20 protein-coding genes are annotated in these 24,400 nt (G+C 67.3%); 8 read left to right on the top strand and 12 right to left on the bottom strand.

Going from position 1 to position 24,400, the window contains the following annotated elements; translation table 11 throughout:
- Positions 1-6 precede the first annotated feature (6 nt).
- Genes V5F48_RS18275 through V5F48_RS18250 form a run of 6 tightly spaced genes read left to right on the top strand, consistent with a single transcriptional unit; the run spans position 7 to position 6,377 of the window.
- On the top strand, positions 7-1,212 hold the full coding sequence (locus V5F48_RS18275) for an acyl-CoA dehydrogenase family protein (RefSeq protein ID WP_394259858.1): 1,206 nt from the start codon (positions 7-9) through the stop codon (positions 1,210-1,212).
- Complete coding sequence (locus tag V5F48_RS18270; RefSeq protein ID WP_394259857.1) at positions 1,212-2,006, top strand: SDR family NAD(P)-dependent oxidoreductase; 795 nt, start codon at positions 1,212-1,214, stop codon at positions 2,004-2,006. Before V5F48_RS18275 ends, V5F48_RS18270 begins: the two co-directional genes overlap by 1 nt.
- A gap of 13 nt (positions 2,007-2,019) precedes the next feature.
- The gene (locus tag V5F48_RS18265; RefSeq protein WP_394259856.1) at positions 2,020-3,249 is read left to right on the top strand and encodes a CaiB/BaiF CoA transferase family protein; all 1,230 of its coding nucleotides are present in this window, start codon (positions 2,020-2,022) and stop codon (positions 3,247-3,249) included.
- 29 nt (positions 3,250-3,278) lie between these two features.
- Complete coding sequence (locus V5F48_RS18260) at positions 3,279-4,940, top strand: acyl-CoA synthetase (RefSeq protein ID WP_394259855.1); 1,662 nt, start codon at positions 3,279-3,281, stop codon at positions 4,938-4,940.
- The gene (locus V5F48_RS18255; RefSeq protein ID WP_394259854.1) at positions 4,924-5,661 is read left to right on the top strand and encodes a FadR/GntR family transcriptional regulator; all 738 of its coding nucleotides are present in this window, start codon (positions 4,924-4,926) and stop codon (positions 5,659-5,661) included. The genes V5F48_RS18260 and V5F48_RS18255 overlap by 17 nt, the downstream gene beginning before the upstream one ends.
- On the top strand, positions 5,658-6,377 hold the full coding sequence (locus V5F48_RS18250; protein ID WP_394110870.1) for a nitroreductase: 720 nt from the start codon (positions 5,658-5,660) through the stop codon (positions 6,375-6,377). Before V5F48_RS18255 ends, V5F48_RS18250 begins: the two co-directional genes overlap by 4 nt.
- A gap of 50 nt (positions 6,378-6,427) precedes the next feature.
- Here V5F48_RS18250 and V5F48_RS18245 read toward each other — a convergent pair whose 3' ends face one another.
- The 10 genes from V5F48_RS18245 to V5F48_RS18200 all read right to left on the bottom strand — a co-directional run bounded on the left by V5F48_RS18245 (position 6,428) and on the right by V5F48_RS18200 (position 19,665).
- Positions 6,428-6,976 carry a DUF6790 family protein gene (locus V5F48_RS18245; RefSeq protein WP_394259853.1) on the bottom strand — a complete coding sequence of 183 codons (549 nt, stop codon included), beginning with the start codon at positions 6,974-6,976 and terminating at the stop codon, positions 6,428-6,430.
- A 104-nt stretch (positions 6,977-7,080) separates the two neighbouring features.
- Positions 7,081-7,482 carry a DUF1398 domain-containing protein gene (locus tag V5F48_RS18240; RefSeq protein WP_394110872.1) on the bottom strand — a complete coding sequence of 134 codons (402 nt, stop codon included), beginning with the start codon at positions 7,480-7,482 and terminating at the stop codon, positions 7,081-7,083.
- A 40-nt stretch (positions 7,483-7,522) separates the two neighbouring features.
- Positions 7,523-7,975: a MarR family winged helix-turn-helix transcriptional regulator gene (locus V5F48_RS18235; protein WP_394259852.1), complete on the bottom strand. Its 453-nt coding sequence runs from the start codon at positions 7,973-7,975 to the stop codon at positions 7,523-7,525.
- A 453-nt stretch (positions 7,976-8,428) separates the two neighbouring features.
- Positions 8,429-9,316, bottom strand: coding sequence for a transporter (locus V5F48_RS18230; RefSeq protein WP_394259851.1), 888 nt, complete (start codon positions 9,314-9,316; stop codon positions 8,429-8,431).
- 160 nt (positions 9,317-9,476) lie between these two features.
- The gene (locus tag V5F48_RS18225; protein WP_394259850.1) at positions 9,477-10,319 is read right to left on the bottom strand and encodes a hypothetical protein; all 843 of its coding nucleotides are present in this window, start codon (positions 10,317-10,319) and stop codon (positions 9,477-9,479) included.
- Positions 10,316-12,592: a hydantoinase B/oxoprolinase family protein gene (locus V5F48_RS18220; RefSeq protein WP_394259849.1), complete on the bottom strand. Its 2,277-nt coding sequence runs from the start codon at positions 12,590-12,592 to the stop codon at positions 10,316-10,318. Before V5F48_RS18220 ends, V5F48_RS18225 begins: the two co-directional genes overlap by 4 nt.
- Before the next feature lie 84 nt (positions 12,593-12,676).
- Positions 12,677-14,833, bottom strand: a complete 2,157-nt coding sequence (locus tag V5F48_RS18215) for a hydantoinase/oxoprolinase family protein (RefSeq protein WP_394259848.1) — start codon at positions 14,831-14,833, stop codon at positions 12,677-12,679.
- 101 nt (positions 14,834-14,934) lie between these two features.
- Positions 14,935-15,321, bottom strand: a complete 387-nt coding sequence (locus V5F48_RS18210) for an acetone carboxylase subunit gamma (RefSeq protein ID WP_394259847.1) — start codon at positions 15,319-15,321, stop codon at positions 14,935-14,937.
- Positions 15,322-15,338: 17 nt separating this feature from the next.
- Positions 15,339-17,270, bottom strand: a complete 1,932-nt coding sequence (locus V5F48_RS18205; RefSeq protein WP_394259846.1) for a hydantoinase/oxoprolinase family protein — start codon at positions 17,268-17,270, stop codon at positions 15,339-15,341.
- A gap of 421 nt (positions 17,271-17,691) precedes the next feature.
- Entirely contained in the window at positions 17,692-19,665 is a 1,974-nt protein-coding gene (locus tag V5F48_RS18200) for a sigma-54-dependent Fis family transcriptional regulator (protein ID WP_394259845.1), read from the bottom strand.
- A gap of 557 nt (positions 19,666-20,222) precedes the next feature.
- On the opposite strand from V5F48_RS18200, the gene V5F48_RS18195 reads away from it, so the two are divergent.
- Positions 20,223-21,434 carry a CobW family GTP-binding protein gene (locus V5F48_RS18195; protein ID WP_394259844.1) on the top strand — a complete coding sequence of 404 codons (1,212 nt, stop codon included), beginning with the start codon at positions 20,223-20,225 and terminating at the stop codon, positions 21,432-21,434.
- Positions 21,435-21,470: 36 nt separating this feature from the next.
- On the opposite strand, the gene V5F48_RS18190 is transcribed toward V5F48_RS18195, so the two are convergent.
- A complete protein-coding gene (locus V5F48_RS18190; RefSeq protein ID WP_394259843.1) occupies positions 21,471-22,649 on the bottom strand; it encodes an acetyl-CoA acetyltransferase in 1,179 nt (392 codons plus the stop codon).
- A 346-nt stretch (positions 22,650-22,995) separates the two neighbouring features.
- Between V5F48_RS18190 and V5F48_RS18185 the strand changes: the two genes are divergently transcribed.
- Positions 22,996-24,030, top strand: coding sequence for a zinc-dependent alcohol dehydrogenase family protein (locus tag V5F48_RS18185; protein WP_394259842.1), 1,035 nt, complete (start codon positions 22,996-22,998; stop codon positions 24,028-24,030).
- Here V5F48_RS18185 and V5F48_RS18180 read toward each other — a convergent pair.
- Complete coding sequence (locus tag V5F48_RS18180) at positions 24,020-24,340, bottom strand: hypothetical protein (protein WP_394259841.1); 321 nt, start codon at positions 24,338-24,340, stop codon at positions 24,020-24,022. The two genes, V5F48_RS18185 and V5F48_RS18180, sit on opposite strands and share 11 nt — an antisense overlap.
- Positions 24,341-24,400 lie beyond the last annotated feature (60 nt).

Below are 24,400 nucleotides of genomic sequence, written 5' to 3'. Positions count from 1 at the left end.
CGCCCCATGGATTTTGCGCTTCCCCAAGAGCTTGCGGCGCTGGAGGCCCGCACAGTGGCCTTCGTGCGGGAGGAGGTCCTGCCCTTCGAGGCCGACCCCCGCCGCACCGCCCACGGCCCCACCGACGATTTGCGCCGCGAGCTGGTGGCCAAGGCGCGCGCCGCCGGCCTGCTCAGCCCCCATGTGCCGCGGGACTGGGGCGGGCTCGGCCTCTCCCACCTCGGCAAGGCGGTGGTGTTCGAGGCGGCGGGCTATTCCATGCTCGGCCCGGTGGCGCTCAACATCGCCGCGCCGGACGAAGGCAACATGCACCTCCTGGCCGAGGTGGCGAGCCCGGCGCAGAACGCGCGCTTCCTCGCGCCCATGGCGGCGGGCGAGACCCGCTCCTGCTTCCTGATGACCGAGCCCCATCCGGGCGCCGGGGCCGATCCCTCCCTCATGAAGACCATTGCGGTGAAGGAGGGCGACCACTTCGTCGTCAACGGCGTGAAGTGGCTCATCACCGGCGCCGAGGGCGCCGCCTTCGCCATCGTCATGGCACGCACCGTCGTGGACGGGCGGGACGTGGGCGCCACCATGTTCCTTGCCGACCTTCCGGCGGAGGGCTTCCGCATCACCCGCGCCCTCGACACCCTCGACAGCTCCTTCACCGGCGGCCACGCGGAGGTGGCGCTGGAGAATTTGCGCATTCCCGCCGCCGACGTGCTGGGCGCAGTGGGCGAGGGCTTCCGCTACGCCCAGGCGCGGCTGGTGCCGGCGCGCCTCACCCACTGCATGCGCTGGCTCGGCGCAGCGCGGCGCGCCCACGACATCGCCACCGACTATGCGGCGCGGCGCGAGGCGTTCGGCGGCACGCTGCTGTCCCACGAGGGCGTGGGCTTCATGCTCGCCGACAACGAGATCGACCTCCACACCACCCGCCTCGCCATCCGCCACGCCGCATGGCTGCTGGATCAGGGCGCGCGGGCGAACGTGGAGAGTTCCATGGTGAAGGTGTTCGCCTCCGAGGCCATCTTCCGCGTGGTGGACCGTTCGCTCCAGGTGCTCGGCGGGCTCGGCATGACGCGGGACACGGAGGTGGAGCGCATCTTCCGCGACGTGCGCGGCTTCCGCATCTATGACGGCCCGTCCGAGGTGCACCGCTGGAACATCGCCCGCCGCCTCGCGCGCAGTAACGCGGTCAAGGCCGTGCCCGCAGGACGGGCGGCGTGATGAGCGTCGCCGTCGCCATGCCCGGCACAGCACTCCCCTTTGCCGGCCTTCAGGGCAAGATCGTCATCGTCACCGGCGGGGGGCGGGGCCTCGGCCGCGCCATCTCGGAAGGCTTCGCCGCCGCCGGCGCCCATGTGGTGCTCACCGGCCGTACCGCCGCCACCGTGGAGGAAGCCGCCACTGCCATCGCCGCGCAGGGCGGCGCGGCGGAGGGCATCGCCGCCGATGTGTCCCGCGAGGACGACGTGGACGCCCTGTGCCGCGCGGTGGTGGAGCGCCACGGCCGCATCGACGCCCTCGTCAACAATGCCGGCGTCAATCCCTGGTACAAGTCCGCCGAGGACACCAGCCTCGATGAATGGCGCGTCGTGGTGGAGACCAACCTCACCGGCGTCTTCCTCACCGCCCGCGCCGCCGGCCGGGTGATGCTGGCGCAGGGCGAAGGCGCCATCGTCAACGTCACGTCCGTGGCGGGGCGGGTGGGCCTTGCCCGGACCACGGCCTATTGCGCCGCCAAGGGCGGGGTGGAGCTGATGACCCGCCAACTCGCCCTCGAATGGGCGAAGAAGGGCGTGCGGGTGAATGCCGTCGGCCCCGGCTATTTCGAGACCGACCTCACCGAGGGCCTGCGCCACAACCCCAAGCTCGCCGAGCGCGTCACCGCCCGCACCCCCATGGGGCGCTTCGGCCATCCGCAGGAGCTGGTCGGCGCCTGCCTGTTCCTCGCCTCTCCCGCAGCCTCCTACATCACCGGCGCCTCGCTGGCGGTGGACGGCGGCTGGACCGCCGCCTGATCCCGGATATCCCATGAACGCGCTCCCCCCCAACACCGCCGCCCCCACCACTGCCCCCACCACCGCCCCCTTGGCCCTTGCCGGCCTGAAGGTGCTGGACCTCACCCGCCTCCTGCCCGGCGCCTTCTGCTCGCTGATGCTGGCGGACCTCGGCGCCGACGTGCTCAAGATCGAGCAGCCCGAAGGCGGCGACTACAACCGCACCTTCCCGCCGCTGAACCTGGCCGAGTCGGGCTCATTCCTGCTGCTCAACCGCAACAAGAGGAGCCTGACGCTGAACCTGAAGGCCGAGGCAGGCCGCGCCATCCTCCTCAAGCTGGTGGAGAAGGCCGACGTGCTGCTGGAGGGCTTCCGGCCGGGCGTGATGGACCGCCTCGGCCTCGGCTTCGAAACCCTGTCCGCCCTCAACCCGCGGCTCGTCTATTGCGCCATCTCCGGCTACGGGCAGGATGGACCGAGCCGGCTGAAGCCGGGCCACGACCTCAACTACCTCGCCGAGGCCGGGGCGCTGCAATTGTTCGGCAAGGCCGGGGAAGGCCCGATCGTACCGGGCCTGTCCATCGCCGATGTGGGCGGCGGCTCGCTCATGGCCTCCACCGGCATCCTCGCCGCGCTGCTGTCCCGTGCAACCACCGGCCGGGGCCAGTTCGTGGACGTGTCCATGCACGATGGCGCCATCTCCTGGCTGGCGCTCCAAGGCGCGGACCATCTGTTCGCCGGCATCGAGCCGAAGGGCGGCGAGCGCCCCTTCATCGGCCAGGCGCCCTGCTACAATGTCTATGCCTGCGCCGACGGGAAATACGTGGCGCTCGGCCTCATCGAGCCGCATTTCTGGCTCCGCTTCTGCGACGCCGTGGGCCTGCCCGCCCTGAAGGACGAGCAATGGCCGCAGGGCGAGCGCGAGATCGCGCAGAAGAAGATCCTCGCCAACCTGTTTGCGCAGAAGCCGCGCGATGCATGGGTGGCGGAGCTGGAACCCTTCGATATCCCCTTCGGCCCGGTCTTCTCCATGGCGGAGGCGTTCGCCGATCCCCATGCGCAGCACCGGCAGATGCTGCGCTCCGTGGAGCATCCGGTGGAGGGCACCATTCCGCAGATCGGCTTTCCGGTGAAATATTCCGGCACGCCCTGCACCCTGCGTTCGCCGCCGCCGCTGCTCGGCGAGCACACGGGCGCGGTGCTCGCGGGCCTCGGCTACGGCGAAGACGACATCGCCGCGCTGAAGGCCGGCAAGGTAATCTGAGCCAAATGATCTGAAAGCAAGAGAGCGCAATGCTCCGGGAGGAAACCATGGCCCCCAACATGACCGACTATGCCGCAACGGCCCGCGCCTTCCGCTGGCAGGTGCCGGAAACCTTCAATTTCGGTGCCGACGTGGTGGACCATTTCGCCCGCACGGCGGACGGACCCGCCCTCATCTGGGCCAATGCGGCGGGGGAGGAACAGCGCTTCTCCTTCTCCGACATGGCGCGCCTCACCAATCGCTTCGCCTCGGCGCTGGCGGCGCGGGGGGTGAGGAAAGGCGACCGGGTGCTGGTGATGCTGCCGCGCATCCCGCAATGGCAGGTGGCCATGGTCGGCTGCCTGAAGCTCGGGGCGGTGCCCATTCCCTGCATCGAGATGCTCACCGCCAAGGACATCGCCTATCGCGTGCACCATGCGGGGGTGCGCGCCGTCGTCGCCCGTGCCGAGCACGCGGAGAAGTTCGCGGACGTGATGGGCGATGTGCCGGTGCGCCTTGCCCTTGGCGATGCGCCGGGCTTCGAGCCGCTGGACGAGGCGATGGCGGCGGGAGACGAGGCCTTCGTGCCCGTAACGGTGGCGGCCGATGATCCCGCCGTCCTCTATTACACCTCCGGCTCCACCGGCCAGCCGAAGGGCGTGCTCCATGCCGCCAGAGGCCTCTATGCCTGGCGCGGCTCGGCCGTCCATTGGCTGGACCTCCGGCGCGGCGATACCATCTGGTGCACCGCCGACACCGGCTGGAGCAAGGCCGGCACCTCCATCCTGTTCGGGCCATGGAGCTGCGGCGCCGCGAGCTTCTTCTATGACGGGCCGTTCGACCCGAAGCAGCGCCTGCGGCTGCTGGAGAAATACGGCGTCACCGTCTATTGCGCGCCCGGCACCGAACTGTTCCGCGTGGTGGACGCCGGCGTCGCCGAGCACGACCTCTCGCGCCTGCGCCACACCGTCTCTTCCGGCGAGACGCTCAACCCGGCGGTGGCGGCGCGCTGGCAACAGGCCACCGGCATCCCCATCCTGGAAGCCTACGGCCAGACCGAGACGCTGATGACGCTGCTCAACTATCCCTGCGTGCCGACGCGGGAGGGCTCCATGGGCAAGCCGCTGCCCGGGCTCGACCTCGCCATCATCGACGACACGGGCCGCCGCCTGCCGCCGGGAGCGGAGGGGGACATTGCCATTCTTACCCCCAACCCGCAGATGATGCTGGGCTATCTCGACGAACCCGAACGCACCGCGGCAGCCCATGTGGAGGGGCCAGAGGGCCGCTGGTTCGTCACCGGCGATCTCGGCATGATGGACGCGGACGGCTATTTCTACCATCGCGGCCGCAACGACGACGTGATCAATTCGGCCGGCTACCGCATCGGCCCCTCGGAGGTGGAGAATGCGCTGCTCGACCATCCGGCGGTGCAGGAATGCGCGGCGGTCGCGGCGCCCCACGACGAGCGGGGCGAGATCGTGAAGGCCTTCGTGGTGCTGCGCGCCGGCTTCGTCGGGGACGCCGCCCTGGTGGCCGCCTTGCAGGATCACGTGAAGCGTGTCACCGCTCCCTACAAATATCCCCGCGCCATCGCGTTTCTCGACGAACTGCCGAAGACCATGACCGGGAAGGTACAACGCAAGGTGCTGCGCGACCTGGAAAAGGCCCGCGCCACCGAGAGGACGGTCCCCGATGTCGCTCGTGCTTGACCCGGTGCTGGTGGAGCCCGCCTTCCGCCTCGTGGCCCGCACCATCGAGGGCAAGATCCTGTCCGGCGAAATCGCGCCGGGGGATCTGCTGCCCTCCGAGGCGGGGTTCGCGGAGAAGATGGGCGTCAACCGCTCCACCATCCGCGAGGCCATCCGCGTGCTGGAACAGAACGGCTTCGTCAAGCGCGAGGCGGGGCGCAAGAAGCTCTACGCCTCCATCCCCCATTCCGGCGACATTTCCAAGCGCCTCACCGCCGCCATGGTGCTGCACCAGGTGACCTTCGAGGAATTGTGGGAGGCCATGTACGCCCTCGAGCCGGCCGCTGCCGCCTCCGCCGCCCACCGCAGCGATGCGGAGGATGTCCAGGATCTGGAGCGGAACCTCGAAGCCACGCGCAAGGCACTGAAAGACTCCAGCAGCCTCACCGCGCTCGACATCGAGTTCCACGAACTGGTCGCCCGCGCCACCCGCAACCGCGCCATCCAGATGGCCCGCATGCCGATCTCCGAGCTGTTCTACCCGCCCTTCCTGAAGGTGATGTCGCGCCTCAATGCCGGCGAGCGCCTGCTGGTGGCGCACGAGGCCATCTACGCCGCCATCCGCGACCATGACGAAAAGCGCGCGCGGGAGTGGATGGAGAAGCACATCCTCGATTTCAAGCGCGGCTACGAGCTCGCCAATCTCGACATGGCAACCCCCGTGGACATGCCCGAAAAATGAACGCACCCCATTCTGCGCCCGCCGCCCCGGGCGGCACCGCGCCCACCGCCGAGGAGGCCATCCGCTCGCGCCGCTCGGTGCGCGCCTTCCTGCCGACGCCGATCCCCGACGAGACGGTGGCGCGCATCCTGGAGCTGGCCGCCCGCGCGCCGTCGGGCTCGAACATCCAGCCCTGGCAGGTGATGGTGCTGCGGGGCGCGCCACTCGCCGCCCTCACGCGGGAGCTTCACGCCCTCTCGCTCGCGGGCGATCAAGGCACGGAGGAATACGCCTACTATCCCCGCCAATGGCGCGAGCCCTATCTCGCCCGCCGCCGCAAGGTGGGCTGGGACCTGTACGGCACGCTGGGCATCACCAGGGGCGACACCGAGCGCATGCGCCGCCAGCATGCCCGCAACTTCCTGTTCTTCGATGCGCCGGTGGGGCTCGTCTTCACCATCGACCGGGACATGGAGCGCGGCTCCTGGCTCGACTATGGGATGTTCCTCCAGAACATCATGATCGCCGCCCGCGGCTTTGGCCTCGACACCTGTCCGCAGGCCGCCTTCAACGCCTATGGGGCGGTGATCGCCAGGCGCATCGCCGTTCCCGAGACCCGGATGGTGGTGTGCGGCATGGCGCTCGGATACGCCGACGCTGCCGCCCCCGAGAACCGCTTCGACACCGGGCGCGAGCCGCTGGAGGGCTTCGTGCGCTTCGTCGACACGCTCGCCTGAAGAACCTGCCCCAAGGTGCGTCCCTTTCCGGCGACGATAAATCTACGCCATCACACTGTGGGCCTAAACATTGCTTTTGAACTCGTAGTGCGACGGCTCAGCCACAGCAGCGCGAATCCGAACAGCGGGATGAAGATGTCGGTCCAGAAAATGATGCCGGCATTGCCCGGTGCGAAGTTATGCGCGGTGATCATCTGATTGATGTGACCCGCCGCCGCCCCCAACGTGAAGATGCTGGGGCCGAGCACGGCTGCGAGGCGCAGATCATAACTCCGGAACGCCGCGAGCAATCCGACCGCGGCGAAGCCAAGGCTTGCGGTTCCCACCTCGAACTGGAACGGACTATCGGCCCAGCCGATGAAGGCGGCGGACAGCTTTCCGAAGAAGACGTGCATGATAAAATTGTAGAAATTGTCGACGCCTATACTGAAGAAGACATACCAGGCGAGGAGCTTTTCGACGACAAGCGCGCGGTCGATGGAAGACCCCGATCGTGCAATCGCAACAATAGAGACCACAAGCCCGAGCGCGAAGAAGCTCAGCGAATAGTTGGACATTACGAAGGCGATGGTCGCTCTGATCAGATCAGCCGGCATCATGGGAATACCCTTCACCGTGAGAGGGAAATGACCGTCGCGCCGGCGCAGATCAGGAGAGTACAAAGGGCGATGAGCGTCCGGAAGGCGTCATGATCGGCACCCCGTCACTTTGGGAAGTGCTCGACATGGGTCTCGGCAGTCCGGCCGAAATAGACGACGCGGCGGCCCAGGAACGAGACGAGGTATCCCGCGCAACCGGCGGCTTTCGCCTTCTCGCTGAAAGCAACGTAGCTGTAGTCGGCGGGGTTCGCCTGCGCCCATCGCACCAGGCGCTCGACCTCGGCGGCATCGAAGACCGCGGCGACGTTGCCGACGGAGGGCTGCATATCCATCGTCACGCTGTCGCCGTCCGGCAGATAGTCGGTCTGGCTGTTGCGGCGATAGTCGACCGTGTAGCCCTCGAAGTTGGCGGCGATCAGCTTGCCGACAATCTCCGGAAAGCTCAGGCTTCCATCGTGGGCCGCATGCAGGCAAGTTTCGGCTATGGAAATCCGTTCCGCGTCCATGGCGGCTTCCTTTCGTAGCGATGTTAAGAGCATCCGGCGGTCAGTCCACCGGAGTTGCTTTCAACTCACGCCGTTCGGCGAGAACCTTCAGGATGCGGTCGAGCGTTTCGTGCTGTTCTTTCGTCAACACACCGAAGAACTCGACCTCATTCCTGTCGGCAAGTGAGGCAAGAGCCGGGATCTTGGCTTTTCCCTGTCTCGTCAGGGACAGGCTGTGAGCGCGCTTGTCGTTGGCGCTTTCCGTCCGCTCGATCAGGCCTTTTGCAAGCAGCCTGTCCGCAAGCTTGCTAATGGCGCCCTTCGTCATGCCCATCCTGTTCGCCAGAACCGATGGAGGTGTGGGATCTCTATTGTAAAGCGCCCGCATAAACGACCATTCCGCCACGGTGACACCTTCAGTCTCGACCTTACGGGCGAAGGCCTGCGACACGGCGTTGGACACCATGCGCATCCAGAACCCCGTATGATCGGTCAACTCGGAGACCGGAGTCATGAGGCCGCCTTTCGTTGACTAGGAAACAACCACAATCCTGTTTCCTAGTCAATGATATTGTCGCAGAGTCGATATTCTTTGAATGCCGACCCTCTCGCACAACCATCATCCGGGGATGTGTGCCAGCGCGAGCGGCCCGCCCCTCATCGTCCTGCTTGGCGCGGAGCGGCAGGTCCCGTCGCCTGTTGAAGGTTGCGGCGAGGGCGGATGGGGTCTGCCGGCCGGGGGCGGAGTGCGGCCTCGATCCGTCGGAATCGGACCGTCACCCCCTCAGGGCCGCCGGGTTCTTTGCTTCTGTCCGTGGTCGAGGATCGCCACATGGTGGTGTCCGATGGAATGACCGGTTCAAGCTCTTCGGCGTGCTCGGCTGCGACGACAGATCATGCGAACTCAATCATCCCACGCCCCGCGACGGGCGTTCAGGGAGCCACAGTCAAGTCGGTCGAAAATACTCTAAAACACTTGCAGAAGACGTACTGTGCCTCGGAAGTCCTCCGGGAAGCCTCCCGACGTTGCGACATCGCGCTGAACCAGGCCCAACACCTGGAAGGTCGGAGTGATGAACTTGGACAGCTCGAGGCGCACCTGACTGTGCTCGGTTGAATTTCCGGTCGGAACCCCGGCAAGATATTCCGTGCCGCCCCAAAACTGGGAATAGCCGACGGCAGCCGACCAGGAGGGGGCGAAGGCGTAGGAGAACCACGCCTGGAATTGATAGGTGGGATCCTGCGACAGGGTCTGGGTCCCGTTGCCAGCCTTGGTGTTGTCCCCGTACCAGACCGCGTCGCCGGTGAGCTGAAGCGCGAAGCCGCTGGCGAGGCCTTGGTACCATCCGGCCTGCAGATCGAGCTTCCAGCGATTCTCTCCCAGATTGAGCGCCTCCCCGGAGCTATACTGGCCGAGCGGCAGGAAAAGGTAGGGCATGATGCCAATAAATGTCTGCGTGGCCTTGTTGTTCACGACCCATACCGTGGTCGCGACGATGGGATCGCCAAGACCGGCGGCAGCATCGAACGGTGTGCCCGCAATACGCCCATTGTAGAGCGTGCCGGCCGGAATGAGCACCTGGGGCGCGACCGTGAACCCGGCGATGTCGAAGTAATGCACGTAGCGCAGGATGTTGACGTAGGAATCCAGCCCCGTGTCATCGGAAAATGTCTGCCCCGAATTGGTGACATACTCATTCCGTGTCGCGTACTGGCTGTAGAAGACCAGAAGATTTGTGCCGGCGGGCGCGGGCAGGTAGTCACCGGAATTCACGTCGGCAGCTTTGGCTGAGCCGGACGCGAGCCCTATGCAAAAAAGGATGGCCAGAATGGCGCCATTGAGCAGGCTGATCATGTTTCCTCCGGGATGGTTTCTGACGTGATGGGGCTGCGTTCGGCAGCCAGCTTGTTCTCGACGTGCCGGCGGACTTCCCCACGCAGGCGCGCGGAGCCACGCCAGCCGACCGAGCTGAACCAGACACCTCAAATCGTGGCCGTTCAGGCGCGCGCGCGGATCAACCTCTCAGCCGCGAAAGCTGCTGAAGCACCGCCTCCGGCTCTGCGCCTTCGGGAATCTCGGCGAAGTAGAACTGACCTGCGCCAAGCTCTGTGAGCGGCGCGCCGCTCCACAGCTGCGGGCTCACGTCGAGGCCAAGGGCGAAGTCCCCGCCCGCGACCGGCCCGGAGCTGATGAGGGTGTCGAGCTCGGTGGTGGCGCCCCCGTCACGCCCGCGCAAGGCAAGGCCCCAGCGATAATGCCGCGCGACGTTCACCAGCGGCCGGCCCGCGTCCATGTCGCCGGCTTCGGCCGCCTGGTCCTCCTCCAGCAGCAGCCCGCCGATGGGAAGGGCCGAGACCACGCGCACAAGGTCCGCCATGTACATGGCGGCACTCTCGACCATGTCGGCGTCGATGGAGACGCCCTCCCGCCCGGCGAAGGCGGCGGCCTCGGCGAGCCAGCGCCGGGGCGCGGGCGCGGCGAGCACCAGCGGCGTCTGCCCGCGCAAGGCTGCGGCCACCGCTTCAACGACCTCGGCGAGGAGACGCCGCGGCCCCTCCTCCTCCAGCATGCGCTTGAGGGGGAAAGTCGCTCTGGACTTGGCCCCCATCTCCGCCTTCAAGGCTGGGTGGCGGGCCACCCAGGAGCGATAGAGATCACCCACGTCCACCACGCCCACGTCCGGCCGCAGCAGGCCATGGGCCTGGGTGAAGAAGGAGAGATAGCGCGGCGCGCTCTCCCACGGGTCGCCCCCCTCCCCGAGCAGAAGGCGCCGGGCATAGCCCGACGACTTCAGCCAGACCCTGAGCCCGGGCGCGCCGGACGGGCGCGGCAGGGCGTCCACCAGCCGTGGGCTCATTGCTTCTCGCCCCCCATGGCGCCGACGGCGGCCAGGCGGGCCTCAAGCTCGGCGATGCGCACATCCTTGGGATGCTGCATGTAGTTGGGGCGCGGGTTTGCAGCGTCGCGGATCTTTTGCGGGCTGCCCATGTAGAGGGTTTCGATATCGTCCCCCCACGCGCCGAAATACTGCAGGTGGGTCGGCGGCGTGGGCTTGCTCCAGTCCTTCACGAACTCCGAATAGGGTTTGGAGCGGGCGATGCGCGCCCGGCGCTCGGCGGCGCGCGCTTCTTCCGTCGCCGTCTCGTCGATGGCCAGGGTCTGCGGGTCGAATGCCACCTTGTAGGTGCGGGCGGCGACCTCCGGGGAGATCAGCCCCTCCTCGATATCCTTGATGACACCCCTGGGGTCGCGCTCCAGCAGATCGCCATAGCCGGCACCTGCCCCCTGCGAGATCATGAACAGCTCGCCGCGCTTTGATATCTCAAAGCCCATGCCCATGTGGTGGGTGGTGTAGCTGGCGCCTTCGAAGGGCTGCTCGTTCATGATTTCCTCGATGGAGTGCTTGAACTTCTCCGGCGTGTTGAGCAGCACGTCGTAGACATCCACGCCCTTCACCTTGGACAGCGGATAGCAACCGCAGGCATAGCCGCCGAACAGGCCCTGGAGCGGTGGGATCTTGGCGCCCTGACACACGGTCATGAAGCCCCACTGCTCACTGTCCTTGGTGGCCACCATCATGGTGTAGCCCTGGCCGCCGCGATACTTGCCGGGAGCAATGGCATCCCGCGTCATCTTCTTGGACACCAGCTGGAGGAAGGGCACTTCCTCCTCGTTCAGCTCCTGCTCGCCGATGTCGGCCATGGTGGCGAAGATGGGCGCCAGCGCGTGCTCGCCGTCGCGGTCCACGGTGGCGCCGGCGCCCATGCCGTTGAGGTCGGCGCAGAGGTTGCCGAGGGTCTCGCCGTGCTGGGACACGCCGCCCCACACGAAGGTATTGATCATGTTGAAGGTGGGCGCGTGGACCTTGGTGAACTTCTCCGGGCAGGAATAGAGGAACTTCGCCACCGCGTGCTGGCCCGCCGTAAAGCCCGTGAAGATGGACATCAGGCTCTGGGAGTTGGGCGCGTCATAGGAGCAATTGACGATGGAATGGGGATCGGTGATGACCTCGATGGGGGCGAAGGCCGCCTGTCCGCGCGGCAGGTCCGGCCACACGTAGCACAAGAACACCTGCGCCAGCATGCCCTTGAGGCCGGCGACGATGGTATTGGTGGCGCGGTTGGTGAATTCAGGCGCGGACCCCCGGAAATCGAAGATCAGCCGGTCGCCGGTCTTGGTGAGCTTGCAGTTGATCTTCACCACGCAATTCTCGCGCAGGGTCGAGTCCTGGATGATATAGGTGCGCACCGTCATGTCCGGCCACTCGGAAATGCGGCGCTTCACCTCGGCGCGCACATTCTCCATGGTCAGGCGCAGGGTGGAGACGAGGGCCTCAGGGCCGTCGGTGTTCAGCGTCTCCTCGATGCGCTGCTTGATGCGCAGGCAGGCGAACAGCTTCACCTTCATGTCTTCATATTGCAGCTTCGGCTCGCGCACGGAATTCTGCAGGAAGGTGAGGATATCCCGCTTGATCTGGTAGTTTTCCACCACCTTGAAGGGCGACATCTTGAGCCCTTCATCCGAGGGGCTTTCCGCCATGGAGGGCATGCCGCCCGGCTCGATGGCGCCGTTCTCGCCCTCGTGCACGGTGGAGGCCACCCAGCACACGAGCTTGCCCTCGTGGAAGATGGGCACGATCATGGACTGGTCGGTGTTGTGGACGTTGCCGTAGCGGCTGTCGTTGTGGATGAAGCCGTCGCCCTCGCGCACGCCGACGGTGGGGTCGTTGATCCAGTTCTTGATGATGAACTTGATGGGGTGGTGCACCAGCGCCGAGAAGATCAGCACGCCGCCAGCGGACGCGATGGCCAGATCACCGGAGGCCGAATACACGCCGGTGATGACGTCGCCCCACTTGGCGCCGGGGGCGGCGCCCATCTGCTCCACCATCTCATAGCCTTCGTCGCAGCCGGCCTGGATGCGGTCGCGGATCTTGGCGATGATGTGGCTGTCGGCCACCTTGGCGATGGCCTCGTCCTCGTCCGCCGTGCGCGGCATGAGGTCGTGGTTCTGCATGATCTCGGGGTCGGGTCCGAGGAACAAGGTGGTGTCGTTCAGGAACTTCTTGACGAGGGCGGCCTCTTCGGCGCTGGGCAGCTTGCCGCGGCCGGCGATGCTCATGTCGTTCATGGATTTATCCTCCCGGACTATCTGAAGTGATCGCAGCGCCATGAGGCGCGCTCTCCCCGCTCGGGGCGGGGAGAGAAAATGGCGTCAGTACGTGGTGGCGGGGATCTTGGCGCGCAGGAACCAGGAGGCGCCCTGCTTCGCCGCCACGAAGCTCCAGCCCGGATTGACCAGGAAGGTGGTCACCTCCGAGGCGATGATGGCCGGCCCCTCGATCTGCACACCGGGGGCGATGTCGGCGCGGCTCCACACCGGCGTCTCCAGCGGGCCGTCCTGGCCCACGAAGTGGCACACGCGGGTGGCGGCGGGCGGCGGCGGCGCCTTGCGCTCACGCTCCGGCACCGGCTTGATGTCCTCGAACTGGACGGTCTCGTGCTGGACATAGGCGGCGATGCGGATGGTGTTGATGCGGATGCCCGCCTCCGGCGCCTGCGAGCCCTCGCCGAAGCGCTTGCCGTAGTCGGAAGAGAACTGGGAGATGATGGCCAGCACGTCCGCCGGGCCGTCCACCCCATGCTTCTCGATCACCGCCGTGGTCTGCACCAGCTGGTTGCCGTAGCGCATGTCCAATTCGAGGTTGTGGCGGATATCGGCGGGCGGGACGCCCTGGCGCAGCAGGTCCTGGGTGCCGCGCTCCTTGAGGTCGGCGACGATGGCGTTGAAGCGGTCATAATCGTCGAACAGGGCACGGGTGTTGCTGTCGTAGAGCACCATGTAGAGCGACTGCTCGTGGATATGGAGCTGGTGCATGTTGCCCGCGCCCACCGCCGAGAACACCGAGGAGAGCGGCGGCGCCAGGATGCGGTCGATGTTGAGATTCTGGGCGATGCCGCAGCAGTGCAGCGGGCCGTTGCCGCCGTAGGCAAGCATGGTGAAGTCCTTGGGGTCGTAGCCCCGGGCGCGCAGCTCGGTGAACAGGCCGTTGGCCATGTTGTCGTCCACCTTCTCGCGGATCAGCAGCGCCGCCTCGACCACCGAGCAGTCAAGCTCATCGCACAGGGTATCCTCGATGGCCGACCTGGCCCGGCGCGGGTTGAGCGGAATGGAGCCGCCCGCATAGTTCGAGGGATCGAGATAGCCGAGCAAAAGGTCGGCGTCGGTCACGGTGGGCCGCATGCCGCCCCGGTCGTAGCAGGCGGGGCCGGGATCGGACCCGGCGCTCTCGGGGCCGCACTTCACGGTCTTGTACATGCGGTCATAGGAGGCGATGGAGCCGCCGCCGGCGCCCAGCGTCACCAGGTGCACCATGGGCACCGAGACCAGCCAGCGATCGATGACGGGGTTGAAGTCGTAGTGCTTCACGCCGCCGTCCACCACGATGCCGATGTCGTAGCTGGTGCCGCCCATGTCGGTGGCCACCACATTGCCGAGCCCGGTGAGCATGGCGAGATGCTCGGAGGCGCCGATGCCGGAGACCGGGCCGGAATGGATGGTCTGCAGCGCATCGGTGGAGTTGAGCTGCGCCATGCCGCCGGAATTGTGGATCACCAGCATGGGCTTGTCGTAGCGATGGGCCCGCAGGTTCTGCTCCAGCGCCGAGAGCGCGTGGTACATGGTGGAGTGCAGATAGCCGTCCACGATGGCCGAGGTGGCGCGGACATACTCGCCTTTGCGCCCCGCCACCTGGTGGGACAGGATGACCGGGATGGCGCCGAGCAGGTGGGAGGGATATTCATCGAGGATGATCTCCTCGATGCGCTGCTCGTGCGCGGGGTTCACCACGGCATTCACCAGCGCCACCACGATGATCTGGGCGCCGCGGTTCACCAGCTCGCGGATCTGGGTGCGCACGTCCTCCTCGTCGAGGGGCATGACGAGCTTGCCCTGGAAATCGAGCCGCTCGCGCACGCCACGGATCATGTGCGCCTCCACCAGCGGATCGGGGCGCTGGGCGTTGGGCATGTCCTGCTGGCCGAGATTGTCGAGCCCCTCGCCATAGCCGCGGGCACGGCTGAGCGGCACGGTGGCCTCGTAGCCGGCGGTCACCAGCATGCCGATCCTCGGGCCCTTGTGCTCGATGAGGGCATTGGTGCCGAGGGTGGTGGCATAGCGCACGCTGTCCACGGCGCTCAGGATCTCCTCAAGCTGGAGCCCCAGCACGTTGCAGGCCTTGCCGAGGGCCTCGTTGAAACCCATGGCGAGGTTGTGGTGGGTGGTGAGGGCCTTGGCCTCGATATATTGCTGGTCCCAGACCACGAAGCAGTCGGTGAAGGTGCCACCGATGTCCACGGAAACGCGTTTCATGTCTCCTCCCTGAGGATGCTGGCAGGCGCGTTGCGCCGCATTCGTTATGCTGTGGGGTGCCGCCGCGTTCCGCGCGGGGATGGGCGGCACCCGTCGAGGATTCAGTGTCCGTGACTGTCGTCGCGCACCACCGCCGGGCCGGCATAGGGTGCCGCCGCCTCGCCACGGGCAGCCCATTGGGCCTTGAGCGCCTCCAGATCGACTTCCATGTCGTGGAGCGGCGGGTGGCCGGGCACGGCATATTCGGTCTCGACCTGCGTGCCGCAGTTGGGGCAGCAATATTCGAGGATGCGCACCCATTCCGGGTCGGGGCTGAAGGTGAAGCGATACTTGTCCGGATCGATGATCGGCGGATGGATCTCGCGCGGGTCGCGATCGTGGACCAGAAGACCTTCCTTGTAGTTGCCGCGGGCGGGCGCGATCTCGTGATCGCACACGCGGCATTCCCACTTCTCCGACTTCAGGTCGATGCGGAGATATTCGGTCATGGCGACTTTCATTTTGTTCAACCCTCCCGGCTCAGCAGGATGTCGCCTGCATCGCTGATGACGAACTGCCAGTTTTCGGGGACGCGGCAGGTGAAATAGTCTTCCTCGAGAATGGCGGGGCCGGACGCGAAATCGCCATCCGCGAGGTCGGCGAGGCGGTAGACCGGCACGTCGATGCGCCCGCGATCGCGGATCAGCACGTTGCGCTTGCCATGGGCCGCGGCCGACGCGCGGGGATCGAAGCGGGCCGACCGCTCGGCGCCTTCGCGCAGGCTCCGGAGCGCCTTCAGTTCCACCTCCACCGAGCGAGCGCCGGCGAAGGCTGCGGGGACCTCCAGCTGGTCACCCAGCACGTGGACCTGCGTGCGCCCGTCACCGAAGTCGGCGACCAGGCGTGCCTCCACGGTGTAGGTGCCTTCGGCGCAGCCTTCCGCGAACATGTCGCGCGCGGCCTTCACCTTCAGCGACGCGATGGTGGCGGCCAGCTCCGAGGGATCGGAGAGCGTCACCGCATAGCGCTGGGAGACATCGCAGGAGCCGATGCCGTAGGCCGAGAACACCGCCGCCATCTGCGGGATGGCGACCCGGCGGATGCCCGCCTTCTCCGCGACGCCGCAGGCATTGAGGGGGCCCGCGCCGCCGAAGGCGAGCATCACCGTCTCGTCGGAGATCCTGGTGAAGCGGTGAAGCTCCGCCGCGATCTTCTCCTCATAGGCGAACTCCATGCGCAGCAGCGCATCGTCGAGGCCGAGCCCCAGCCGGGTGGCGACACTGGCGGTCACCGCCGCCGCCGCACGGTCCGCGTCGAGGCCCATGCCGCCGCCGAAATAGGAGGTGGGATCGAACAGGCCGATGAGCAGGCTGGCGTCGGTGATGGTGGCCTCACGCCCGCCGCGTCCGAAGCAGGCCGGCCCCGGCACCGCGCCGACGCTCTCCGGCCCGATGACGATGCGCCCGTCCACCACCTTGAAGATGGAGGAGCCGCCCGCCCCCGCGCTCAGGATTTCGCACAGGGGGAAGGAGACGGAGATGCCCTCCACATGGCCGCGCCGCACCTCGGCCACCGTGCCGTCGATATACTGGCCGATATCCGTGGTGGTGCCGCCCACGTCGATGGAGACGGTGTCGGTGAAGCCGTAGCGGCGCGAAAAAGACTTCACGCCCTCCATGCCGCCGCGGGGACCGGACGAATAGGTCTTGATGGCGATGGTCTTGGCCACGCGCGAGGCGTCGCCGTCATTGCGGAAGATCAGCAGCGGATTCTTGGTGCGATAGGCCCGCAGCCGGTTCTCCGCATTGTAGAGGAACGCCTCCATGGAGGGGTGGAGGAACGAGTTGATAAGCGCCGTCCAGGTGCGCCGCTCGCCGTCCGTGTCGGGCGTGAGGTCGGAGCCGTAGAGGATCGGCACGGCGCCGAGCAGGTGGCGCGGATACTTGCGCAGGGCGACAAGGCGGAAGACGTTCTCCAGCGCCTGGAAATCGGCGCCGCCGAAGCTCACCACCAGGCGGTTGGCGCCGGCGGCGGTGAGGGTGTTGATGGCCTTCGCCACCTCCACGTCCGCCTCGGCGCCGCTGATGGTGGCGGCATCGAGGAAGGCGATGCGGTCGCCCACCAGGGCCTCGAACACATCCGGGTCGTGGGCCGCAAGGCGGCTCGGCAGGTCGTGCGCGGAGGCGTCGAGGATGAGGCCGAGCCGCGGCCCCTTGCGCTCGCAGATCGCATTGGTGCCCTGGGTGGTGGAATAGCGGATGAGGTCCACCTCCTCCAGCAGCCGCTTCACATCCGGCGCGCCGTAGAGCACGCCGGACGCCTTGGTCAGGCCTTCGAAGAAGCACTTGCTGAGATCGTACGGCGTGGTGAGGACTTTGGTCTTTCTCACCTGATCGTCTGACAGAATACAGACGTCCGTCAGCGTGCCGCCGTTGTCGATGTTGATCTGCAGGGACATACGCTCTTTCTCCTCCCACTTCTTCTCCGGCTGCGGCTTCATGCATTGGCAAGCCTGGGGCGCGGCGCGGCAGCGCTCGCGGCCAGGTCGACACACGGTCCGCGAGGCTCCCGAACCGGATCGCAAGGGGCGTGCCAAGGGGAGGAATTCGGGCGGCGTCTCGACTCTTCTTTATTTGCACTGAATTTCGGCGCTCGGGTTTTATCTGGTTCTGTGACCATCGACGTCTTTGCGAATGCCTGTTCGAAAATCGGTCTTTATTGTGCGACGCGATGTGCCCAGGGCGTGCGCCGCACCATGCCCGCGCAGACAAAAAAACACCGCCGATCGAGACCGGCGGTGGGGAGGAAGCTTTCGGGAGGGATGCGAAAGCCGACGCTCTCAAGCAATCGGCGTGCCGGACAGGTGGAAAGCAGGGATCCTAGATCTGGAACCGCCGCGTCTCGCCCACCGCGCCTTCGAGGCCGAAGCGGCGGAGCTTGGCGTAGACCGTGCTCTTGGCGATCCCCAGATCGCGGGCCACCGCGGTCATGTTGCCCTTGTGCGCCTGCATGGCACGCAACAGGGCGAGCCGCTCGGCATTCTCCATGCCGGTGAGGCCGCGCAAAGGCTCTGCCTCGCCGGCCTGCGCGACCGAGGGCGCGATATCACTCGCCGGCGCCGTCCAGATCTCGTCCGGGATATCGGCTTCGGTCAGTTCCTCCCCCTCGGCGATGAGAAGCATGCCCTCGATGACGTTGCGCAGCTCGCGCACGTTTCCCGGCCACGCGTAGGCTTGCAGCACCTCGATGGCCCGCGGCGAGAGCCGGCGCCGCGCCGGTCCCTGCCGCCTGGCGAGGTCCTGCATCAGATGCTCGGCCAGGAGCGGAATGTCCTCCGCGCGCTCCCGCAGGGCGGGAATCGAGATGCTGGTGACCGCGACGCGATAGAACAGGTCCATGCGGAACCGTCCCGCCTCCACCTCGCGCCGCAGATCGCGGTTGGTGGCGGCCACGAGGCGCAGGTTCACCTTGCGCGGGCGGGTTTCGCCGATGCGGTAGACCTCTCCCGATTCCAGCACCCGCAGGAAGTGGGGCTGCAGGTCCTTCGGCATTTCGCCGATCTCGTCGAGGAACAGCGTGCCGCCGTCCGCAGCCTCGATCTTGCCGGTCATGCCGCCGCGGCGCGCGCCGGTGAAGGCGCCCTCCGCATAGCCGAACAGCTCGCTGGTGAGGAGTTCGCGGGAGAAGCCGCCGCAATTGAGCGCCACGAATGCGCCGTCTCGCCCGGCGCTGCCGGCGTGGAGGCATTGGGCGAACACGTCCTTGCCCACGCCGGTCTCGCCCAGCAGCAGGACCGGCGCCCGGCTCTTCGCCAGCTGGCGCGCCCGGCCGATGGCGTGCCGCAGGCTGGGCGCCTCGCCGACGATCCGCGAGAAGGCGTCGTCCCCCGCCTCCGGCTTCGCGGCGGCGTCGAGGCCCGCGGTCCGGGACGGCGCGGCCCGGCGTCCAGGCAGGCGCAGCACGATGCCAAGCCGCTCGCCATCGGTCACCACCGGCTCGAGCCATTCACGCCGCATCCACGGCGGCAGCTCGTCGGGTAGTGTGGCCTGCTTGCGCCAGTTGAGGCGAAGCCGCGAGAGGTCGGCGCCCGTCGCCTCGCCGCGCTGTCGCTGCAGGTCGAGAAGCGCGTCGGCGGCGGCACCGTTGGCCTTCACCGCGCGGCCGCGCCGGTCGAACACGATCACCCCGTCGGAGCTCGATCCCGAAAGGCGATCCATGCAGTGGTCGAGAAGGCGCAGGCGGAGGTCCATCTCCTGCTGGGCAAGGCGATTCTCGATGCGCCCGGCCGTCGCCACCACGAGGGCGAGGCTGTGGCGATTGAAGGTATCCGAAAGCCCGGAGACATCGACCACGCCGAGAATGGTGCCGTCATACGGGTCGCGGATGACGTTGGCGGAGCACGACCAGCGCTTGATGCCGGAGCAATAGTGCTCGGCCGAATGGATCTGCACCGGCTGGCCGACCTCGATGGCCGTGCCGATGGCATTGGTGCCGCACGCCTGCTCGCTCCAGCTGGCACCCGAGAGCAGGTGGATGTTCGCCGCCGCGTCCCGCAGCCGCGTGTCCCCCTCCAGGTTGAGGATGATGCCCGCGCCATCGGTGAGAACCATCACGGTGCCGGTCTCGGCGAGGAACTCCCGCGCCGAGGCCATCACCGGCTGGCTCGCCTCCAGTAGCTCGCGGCAGTCGTCGCGCAGGGAATGCAGCGAGTCCTCGCGCATGGGCGGCGGGGCCTGGTCGCGTTGCGGGTCCACGCTGTTGCTGAGGCAGCGACGCCAGGAATCATCGACGAGCCGGCGCAGTGCGTCGGTGCCGAATTCGTCACCGCCGAGGAATTGCTCCCACGACGTCATCACTTTTTCGTCGTTCTCGGGCACCGAGAACTTTTGTCCGGGCCTTCCGAAAGGCATTTTGTATCCTCCCCCCCGGCGGGCTCGATGAGCCGGTCGGTGTGCCGCCACCAGGGCAGATCTGCTGTCTGCGTTTTCGTGGGCGGACTTTTATCTTGGGTCTTCTGGTCCTGGGTCTTCAGGTCTTGGATCTTGTGGCAGCCGCGGTGCGGACCCGCTCCGGCCTACTCCATTTGAAGCGAAAACAGCGTGAAGCGAAAACGGCGTAGAGCGAAAACGGCCTGCGCCTCGCCGCTGCAAGGTCATCATGCCTGGGAGTGAGCCTAGCATTGATCATGCCATGCCGCACGCCCTTCAGATATCGAGACTCCCCGCCTTTCCTCCCCTCCACGACCTTGCGGAAGGCACGCTGCGGCGTTCGATTTTCGAATGCGACGGCGGCCGGAAATCGAACGCTTTCGGCCCGGTCCGGACGCCATGGGCAGGCTTTGCCCCAGTGGCACGGGCGTTGCTGCGCTCCTGCGACACCCCGCGCTGCCGCTCCTCCTTCGAGACCGCCCATGGCCGAATACGATCCCATCGACCCGCGCATTCCCGTCACCGTGCTCACCGGCTTCCTCGGCGCCGGCAAGACGACGCTGCTCAATCGCCTCGTCACCCATCCGGACATGGCCGGTACCGCGCTGCTCATCAACGAATTCGGCGCCGTGGGCATCGACCACCATCTGGTGGAGCGGATCGGCGAGACCATGGTGCTGCTCGAGTCCGGATGCGTGTGCTGCACCGTGCGCGGCGATCTCTTGGCGGCGCTCGAAACGCTCCATGACAAGCTCGCGCGGCGGCAGATCCCGGACGTGCGCCGCGTGGTGATCGAGACCACCGGCCTCGCCGATCCCATACCGGTGGTCTGGACCCTGATGGAGCAACGCTACGTCGCCGCCCGCTTCCGCTGCGACGGGGTGGTCACGCTGGTGGACACCGGCCTTGGCGCCGCGCAACTGGACCGGCACGAGGAGGCGCGCCGCCAGGTGGGCATGGCCGATCGCATCCTCCTCACCAAGGCGGACCTCGCCGACCGCAGCGCCCGCGAGCGGCTCGACGCCCGGCTCGACGTGCTCAATCCGTCGGCTCCGCGCCTCGCCGTGACCCATGGCGAGATCGAGCCCCGGCGCATCCTGGGCGCCGGACTTTATGCGCCGGGCAGCCTGCCGGCGGAGGTGGAGCGCTGGGTGGACGAGACGGACGCCGCCGCCCGCGCCGGCGCGGCGCCGCCCTCCGCCCATGGGGCGCAGGCGCTGCCGGTGAGCTTCACCTGCTTCTTCAACCATCAGGTATCATGGCGCGGCTTCGCCGTGGCCATGGGAGAGATACTCGCCAAGTACGGATCGCACCTCCTGCGGGTGAAGGGGCTGATGAACGTGGCCGGCCTCGGCACGCCGGTGGTGGTTCAGTGCGTGGAGCACGTCGCCTATCCCCTGGTGCGCCTGCCGCGCTGGCCGAAGGATGGAACGCGCTTCGACATGCGCGGGCGGCTGGTGTTCATCGTCCGCGACCTGCCGGAGGCGGCCATGGACGACATCCGCCAACGCCTCGCCGACCTTCCCGGCGACGCGGCCGCCCTGCGGACCGCGGCAACCGCCCCCCTGTTGCCGACGCGCTGCTGGCTCAGCGCCCGCATGCCGGCGCAGGGTCGCAGCAGCTTCGAGACCGACGCCTGGCACGTCAATTCCCTGAGGCTGGGCGGGGGCCGGCGCGCCGCCGCCTCGTCGTGAGGGCGCGCGGCAACCTGGCTGCCGCGCGCCCTCGCCTCACTTCACCGGTTCGAGGACGCTCACATAGTTGGCCACCGCCGAGCCGCCCATGTTGAAGACCGCGCCGAGGCCGGCGCCGGGCACCTGCATGTCGCCGGCGGTGCCGGTGAGCTGCATGGCGGACAGGACGTGCATGGACACCCCCGTGGCGCCGATGGGGTGACCCTTCGCCTTCAGGCCGCCGGAGACATTCACCGGGAGGCGGCCGTCCCGCGCCACCGTGCCGTCCTCCAGCACCCGCGCCCCCTGCCCTTCCGGAGCAAGCCCCATGGCCTCGTAGGCCAAAAGCTCCGCGATGGTGAAGCAGTCGTGCACCTCGGCGAAGGAGAGGTCGCCGACCGTGATCCCGGCCTCGGCGAAGGCCGCCTCGAAGGCGCGGCGCGGCCCCTCGAAGCGCACGGGGTCGCGGCGCGACAGGGGCAGGAAGTCGTTCACCTGCGCCCGCCCACGGATGCGCACCGCCCTCTGGGCCTCGCCGATGAGGTCGTCCGCGGCCAGCACCACGGCGGCGGCACCGTCCGAAACGAGCGAGCAGTCGGTCTTGCGCAGCGGCCCGGCAATGACCGGGTTCTTCTCCGAGACCGTATTGCAGAATTCGAAATCGAGTGCCTTGCGCATCTGCGCGAAGGGGTTGGCAACACCGTTGGCGTGGTTCTTCACCGCGATCTTCGCCAGGGCCTGGGCATGGTCGCCATAGCGCTCGAAATAGGCGCCGGCGATCTCCCCAAAGATGGACGGGAAGGTCTTGCCGCAGTTCGCCTCCTCCCTGACATAGGAGGCCGAGCCGAGGATGCGCGTCACCTCCTCGCCGGAGACCGCGGTCATCTTCTCCGCGCCCACCACGAGGGCGAGGCGCGCGCGGCCGGACTGGATGGCGTCACAGGCGGCGAAGATGGCGCCGGCGCCGGAAGCGCATGCGTTCTCGACCCGCGTCGCCGGCTTCCAGCGCAGGCCCGGCTCGCCGTTCATGGGCAGGGACGAGCAGAAGATCTCCGGCACGAAGCCGCCGTTGAGGTTGCCGAGCCAGACGCCGTCCATCCGCTCCGCCGGAAAGCCGGAATGAGCCAGCGCTTCGTGGCAGACACCGGCGATGAGCGCCTCCATGTCCATGTGGGCCAGCCGGCCGAAGGGCGAATGGCCCCAGCCGACGATGGATACTGCGTTGCCGCGTTTCATGATGCTCCCTGCCGCTCCGCGTCGTCATTGCGCCGGCGCTCTTGCTCGGCGCTCTTGCACCGGGCGTGCCACCGCGCGGCCCCTGGCGGCCCCTTGCCTACCCTTGGCGGACCCTTGCCGGCCCTTGGCGGCGGAGGCGCGGCCGCCCCGGCCGAAGCGCTCCGGGCGACCGAAATCCGTCCGCAGGAGTAGCAATTGCGGACAGCCTGGCAGCCCCGCCGCGCGGGAAGAGCACGCGAATACGCGGCCTTCAGCCGTGGCATCACTCTTGCCGGGGAGGCGGCGCGGAACGCGGCCGGAGTCCGGCGCGCCGCCAATTCAACGACACTGAAAAGGGAGGTCCCTCATGAAGGGTCTGGTCTATCGCGGCCCTGGCAAGAAGGCGCTGGAAGAGGTCCCGGATCCACGGATCGAGCAGCCCACCGACGCCGTGGTGAAGATCCTGCGGACAACCATCTGCGGCAGCGATCTGCACATCCTGAAGGGCGACGTGCCCACCGTGAAGCCCGGCACCGTGCTCGGCCACGAGGGCGTCGGCGTCATCGAGGAGGTTGGCCCGGCGGTCTCGGCCTTCAGGAAGGGGGACCATGTCCTCATCTCCTGCATTTCGTCCTGCGGGCGGTGCGACTACTGCAAGCGCGGCATGTATTCGCACTGCTCCGTCGCCGGCTGGATGCTCGGCAACACCATCCACGGGACCCAGGCCGAATATGTCCGCATCCCCTTTGCCGACACCTCCCTGCATCGCATCCCCGACGGCATGGACGAGGAAGCCCTCGTCATGCTCAGCGACATCCTGCCTACCGGCTTCGAGTGCGGCGTGCTGAACGGCAAGGTGCAGCCCGGCAGCACGGTGGCCATCGTCGGGGCCGGGCCGGTGGGCCTCGCGGCGCTCCTGACCGCGCAATTCTACTCCCCCGCCGAGATCATCATGATCGACCTGGATGACAACCGCCTGGAGGTCGCCCTGACCTTCGGCGCGACGCAGACGGTCAACAGCGGCCGCGACAACGCAGTCGAACAGGTCATGGCCCTGACCGGCGGCATCGGCGTGGACACCGCGATCGAGGCGGTCGGCATTCCTGCCACCTTCGTGCTGTGCCAGGACATCGTCGCCCCCGGCGGCACCATCGCAAATGTGGGGGTCCACGGCACGAAAGCCGACCTCCATCTCGAACGCTTGTGGGCTCACAACATCACCCTCACCACGCGGCTGGTGGACACGGTGACGACGCCGATGCTGCTGAAGACGGTGCAGGCGAAAAAGCTCGATCCGCGCAAGCTGATCACCCATCGCTTCGCCCTCGCCGACATCCTCGAAGCCTACGAGACCTTCGAGAAGGCCGCGCAGACGAAGGCCCTGAAAGTAATCATCGGATAGCGCAAAGAGGACCCATCGGGGACGCCGGCGCGGCCGGCGTCCCCGATGCTTCGATACGGCGGCGAATGTCTTCAAAGAGGATCACCAGAGCGAGCCACGGCATGTCCGTCCGCCGCAGCGGCGCTTCCACCGCCGGAAGCCGGAGTGCCGCCCGGAACAGATGGATGGCGGCGAGGTCCACACCCGCTCCAAGGTCGAGGAGGCCGGCCATCATCCAGGGATCGACAGCCCCGAGGATCTGCTTGGCGAGCCGCGTGCTCGCGCCGAACAAGCCGGCGGACAACAGGCCGAAGCCGATTGCGGTGTTCATGGCAGTGTCTCCCCGGTTGGTATTCTTATCCGCCCGAACCCGAAGATGAAACGGCCGGGC

The organism is Xanthobacter autotrophicus ATCC 700552 (assembly GCF_043194565.1).
Lineage (GTDB): Bacteria > Pseudomonadota > Alphaproteobacteria > Rhizobiales > Xanthobacteraceae > Xanthobacter > Xanthobacter autotrophicus_F.
The sequence above is the reverse complement of the archived record's forward strand: the minus strand, read 5'-3'. Positions and strand labels throughout refer to the sequence as shown.

Bases quoted from the DNA above. Each gene is read 5' to 3' on its own strand.
- V5F48_RS18275 (WP_394259858.1), top strand. From the start codon at position 7: ATGGATTTTGCGCTTCCCCAAGAGCTTGCGGCGCTGGAGGCCCGCACA.
- V5F48_RS18270 (WP_394259857.1), top strand. From the start codon at position 1,212: ATGAGCGTCGCCGTCGCCATGCCCGGCACAGCACTCCCCTTTGCCGGC.
- V5F48_RS18265 (WP_394259856.1), top strand. From the start codon at position 2,020: ATGAACGCGCTCCCCCCCAACACCGCCGCCCCCACCACTGCCCCCACC.
- V5F48_RS18260 (WP_394259855.1), top strand. From the start codon at position 3,279: ATGCTCCGGGAGGAAACCATGGCCCCCAACATGACCGACTATGCCGCA.
- V5F48_RS18255 (WP_394259854.1), top strand. From the start codon at position 4,924: ATGTCGCTCGTGCTTGACCCGGTGCTGGTGGAGCCCGCCTTCCGCCTC.
- V5F48_RS18250 (WP_394110870.1), top strand. From the start codon at position 5,658: ATGAACGCACCCCATTCTGCGCCCGCCGCCCCGGGCGGCACCGCGCCC.
- V5F48_RS18245 (WP_394259853.1), bottom strand. From the start codon at position 6,976: ATGATGCCGGCTGATCTGATCAGAGCGACCATCGCCTTCGTAATGTCC.
- V5F48_RS18240 (WP_394110872.1), bottom strand. From the start codon at position 7,482: ATGGACGCGGAACGGATTTCCATAGCCGAAACTTGCCTGCATGCGGCC.
- V5F48_RS18235 (WP_394259852.1), bottom strand. From the start codon at position 7,975: ATGACTCCGGTCTCCGAGTTGACCGATCATACGGGGTTCTGGATGCGC.
- V5F48_RS18230 (WP_394259851.1), bottom strand. From the start codon at position 9,316: ATGATCAGCCTGCTCAATGGCGCCATTCTGGCCATCCTTTTTTGCATA.
- V5F48_RS18225 (WP_394259850.1), bottom strand. From the start codon at position 10,319: ATGAGCCCACGGCTGGTGGACGCCCTGCCGCGCCCGTCCGGCGCGCCC.
- V5F48_RS18220 (WP_394259849.1), bottom strand. From the start codon at position 12,592: ATGAACGACATGAGCATCGCCGGCCGCGGCAAGCTGCCCAGCGCCGAA.
- V5F48_RS18215 (WP_394259848.1), bottom strand. From the start codon at position 14,833: ATGAAACGCGTTTCCGTGGACATCGGTGGCACCTTCACCGACTGCTTC.
- V5F48_RS18210 (WP_394259847.1), bottom strand. From the start codon at position 15,321: ATGACCGAATATCTCCGCATCGACCTGAAGTCGGAGAAGTGGGAATGC.
- V5F48_RS18205 (WP_394259846.1), bottom strand. From the start codon at position 17,270: ATGTCCCTGCAGATCAACATCGACAACGGCGGCACGCTGACGGACGTC.
- V5F48_RS18200 (WP_394259845.1), bottom strand. From the start codon at position 19,665: ATGACGTCGTGGGAGCAATTCCTCGGCGGTGACGAATTCGGCACCGAC.
- V5F48_RS18195 (WP_394259844.1), top strand. From the start codon at position 20,223: ATGGCCGAATACGATCCCATCGACCCGCGCATTCCCGTCACCGTGCTC.
- V5F48_RS18190 (WP_394259843.1), bottom strand. From the start codon at position 22,649: ATGAAACGCGGCAACGCAGTATCCATCGTCGGCTGGGGCCATTCGCCC.
- V5F48_RS18185 (WP_394259842.1), top strand. From the start codon at position 22,996: ATGAAGGGTCTGGTCTATCGCGGCCCTGGCAAGAAGGCGCTGGAAGAG.
- V5F48_RS18180 (WP_394259841.1), bottom strand. From the start codon at position 24,340: ATGAACACCGCAATCGGCTTCGGCCTGTTGTCCGCCGGCTTGTTCGGC.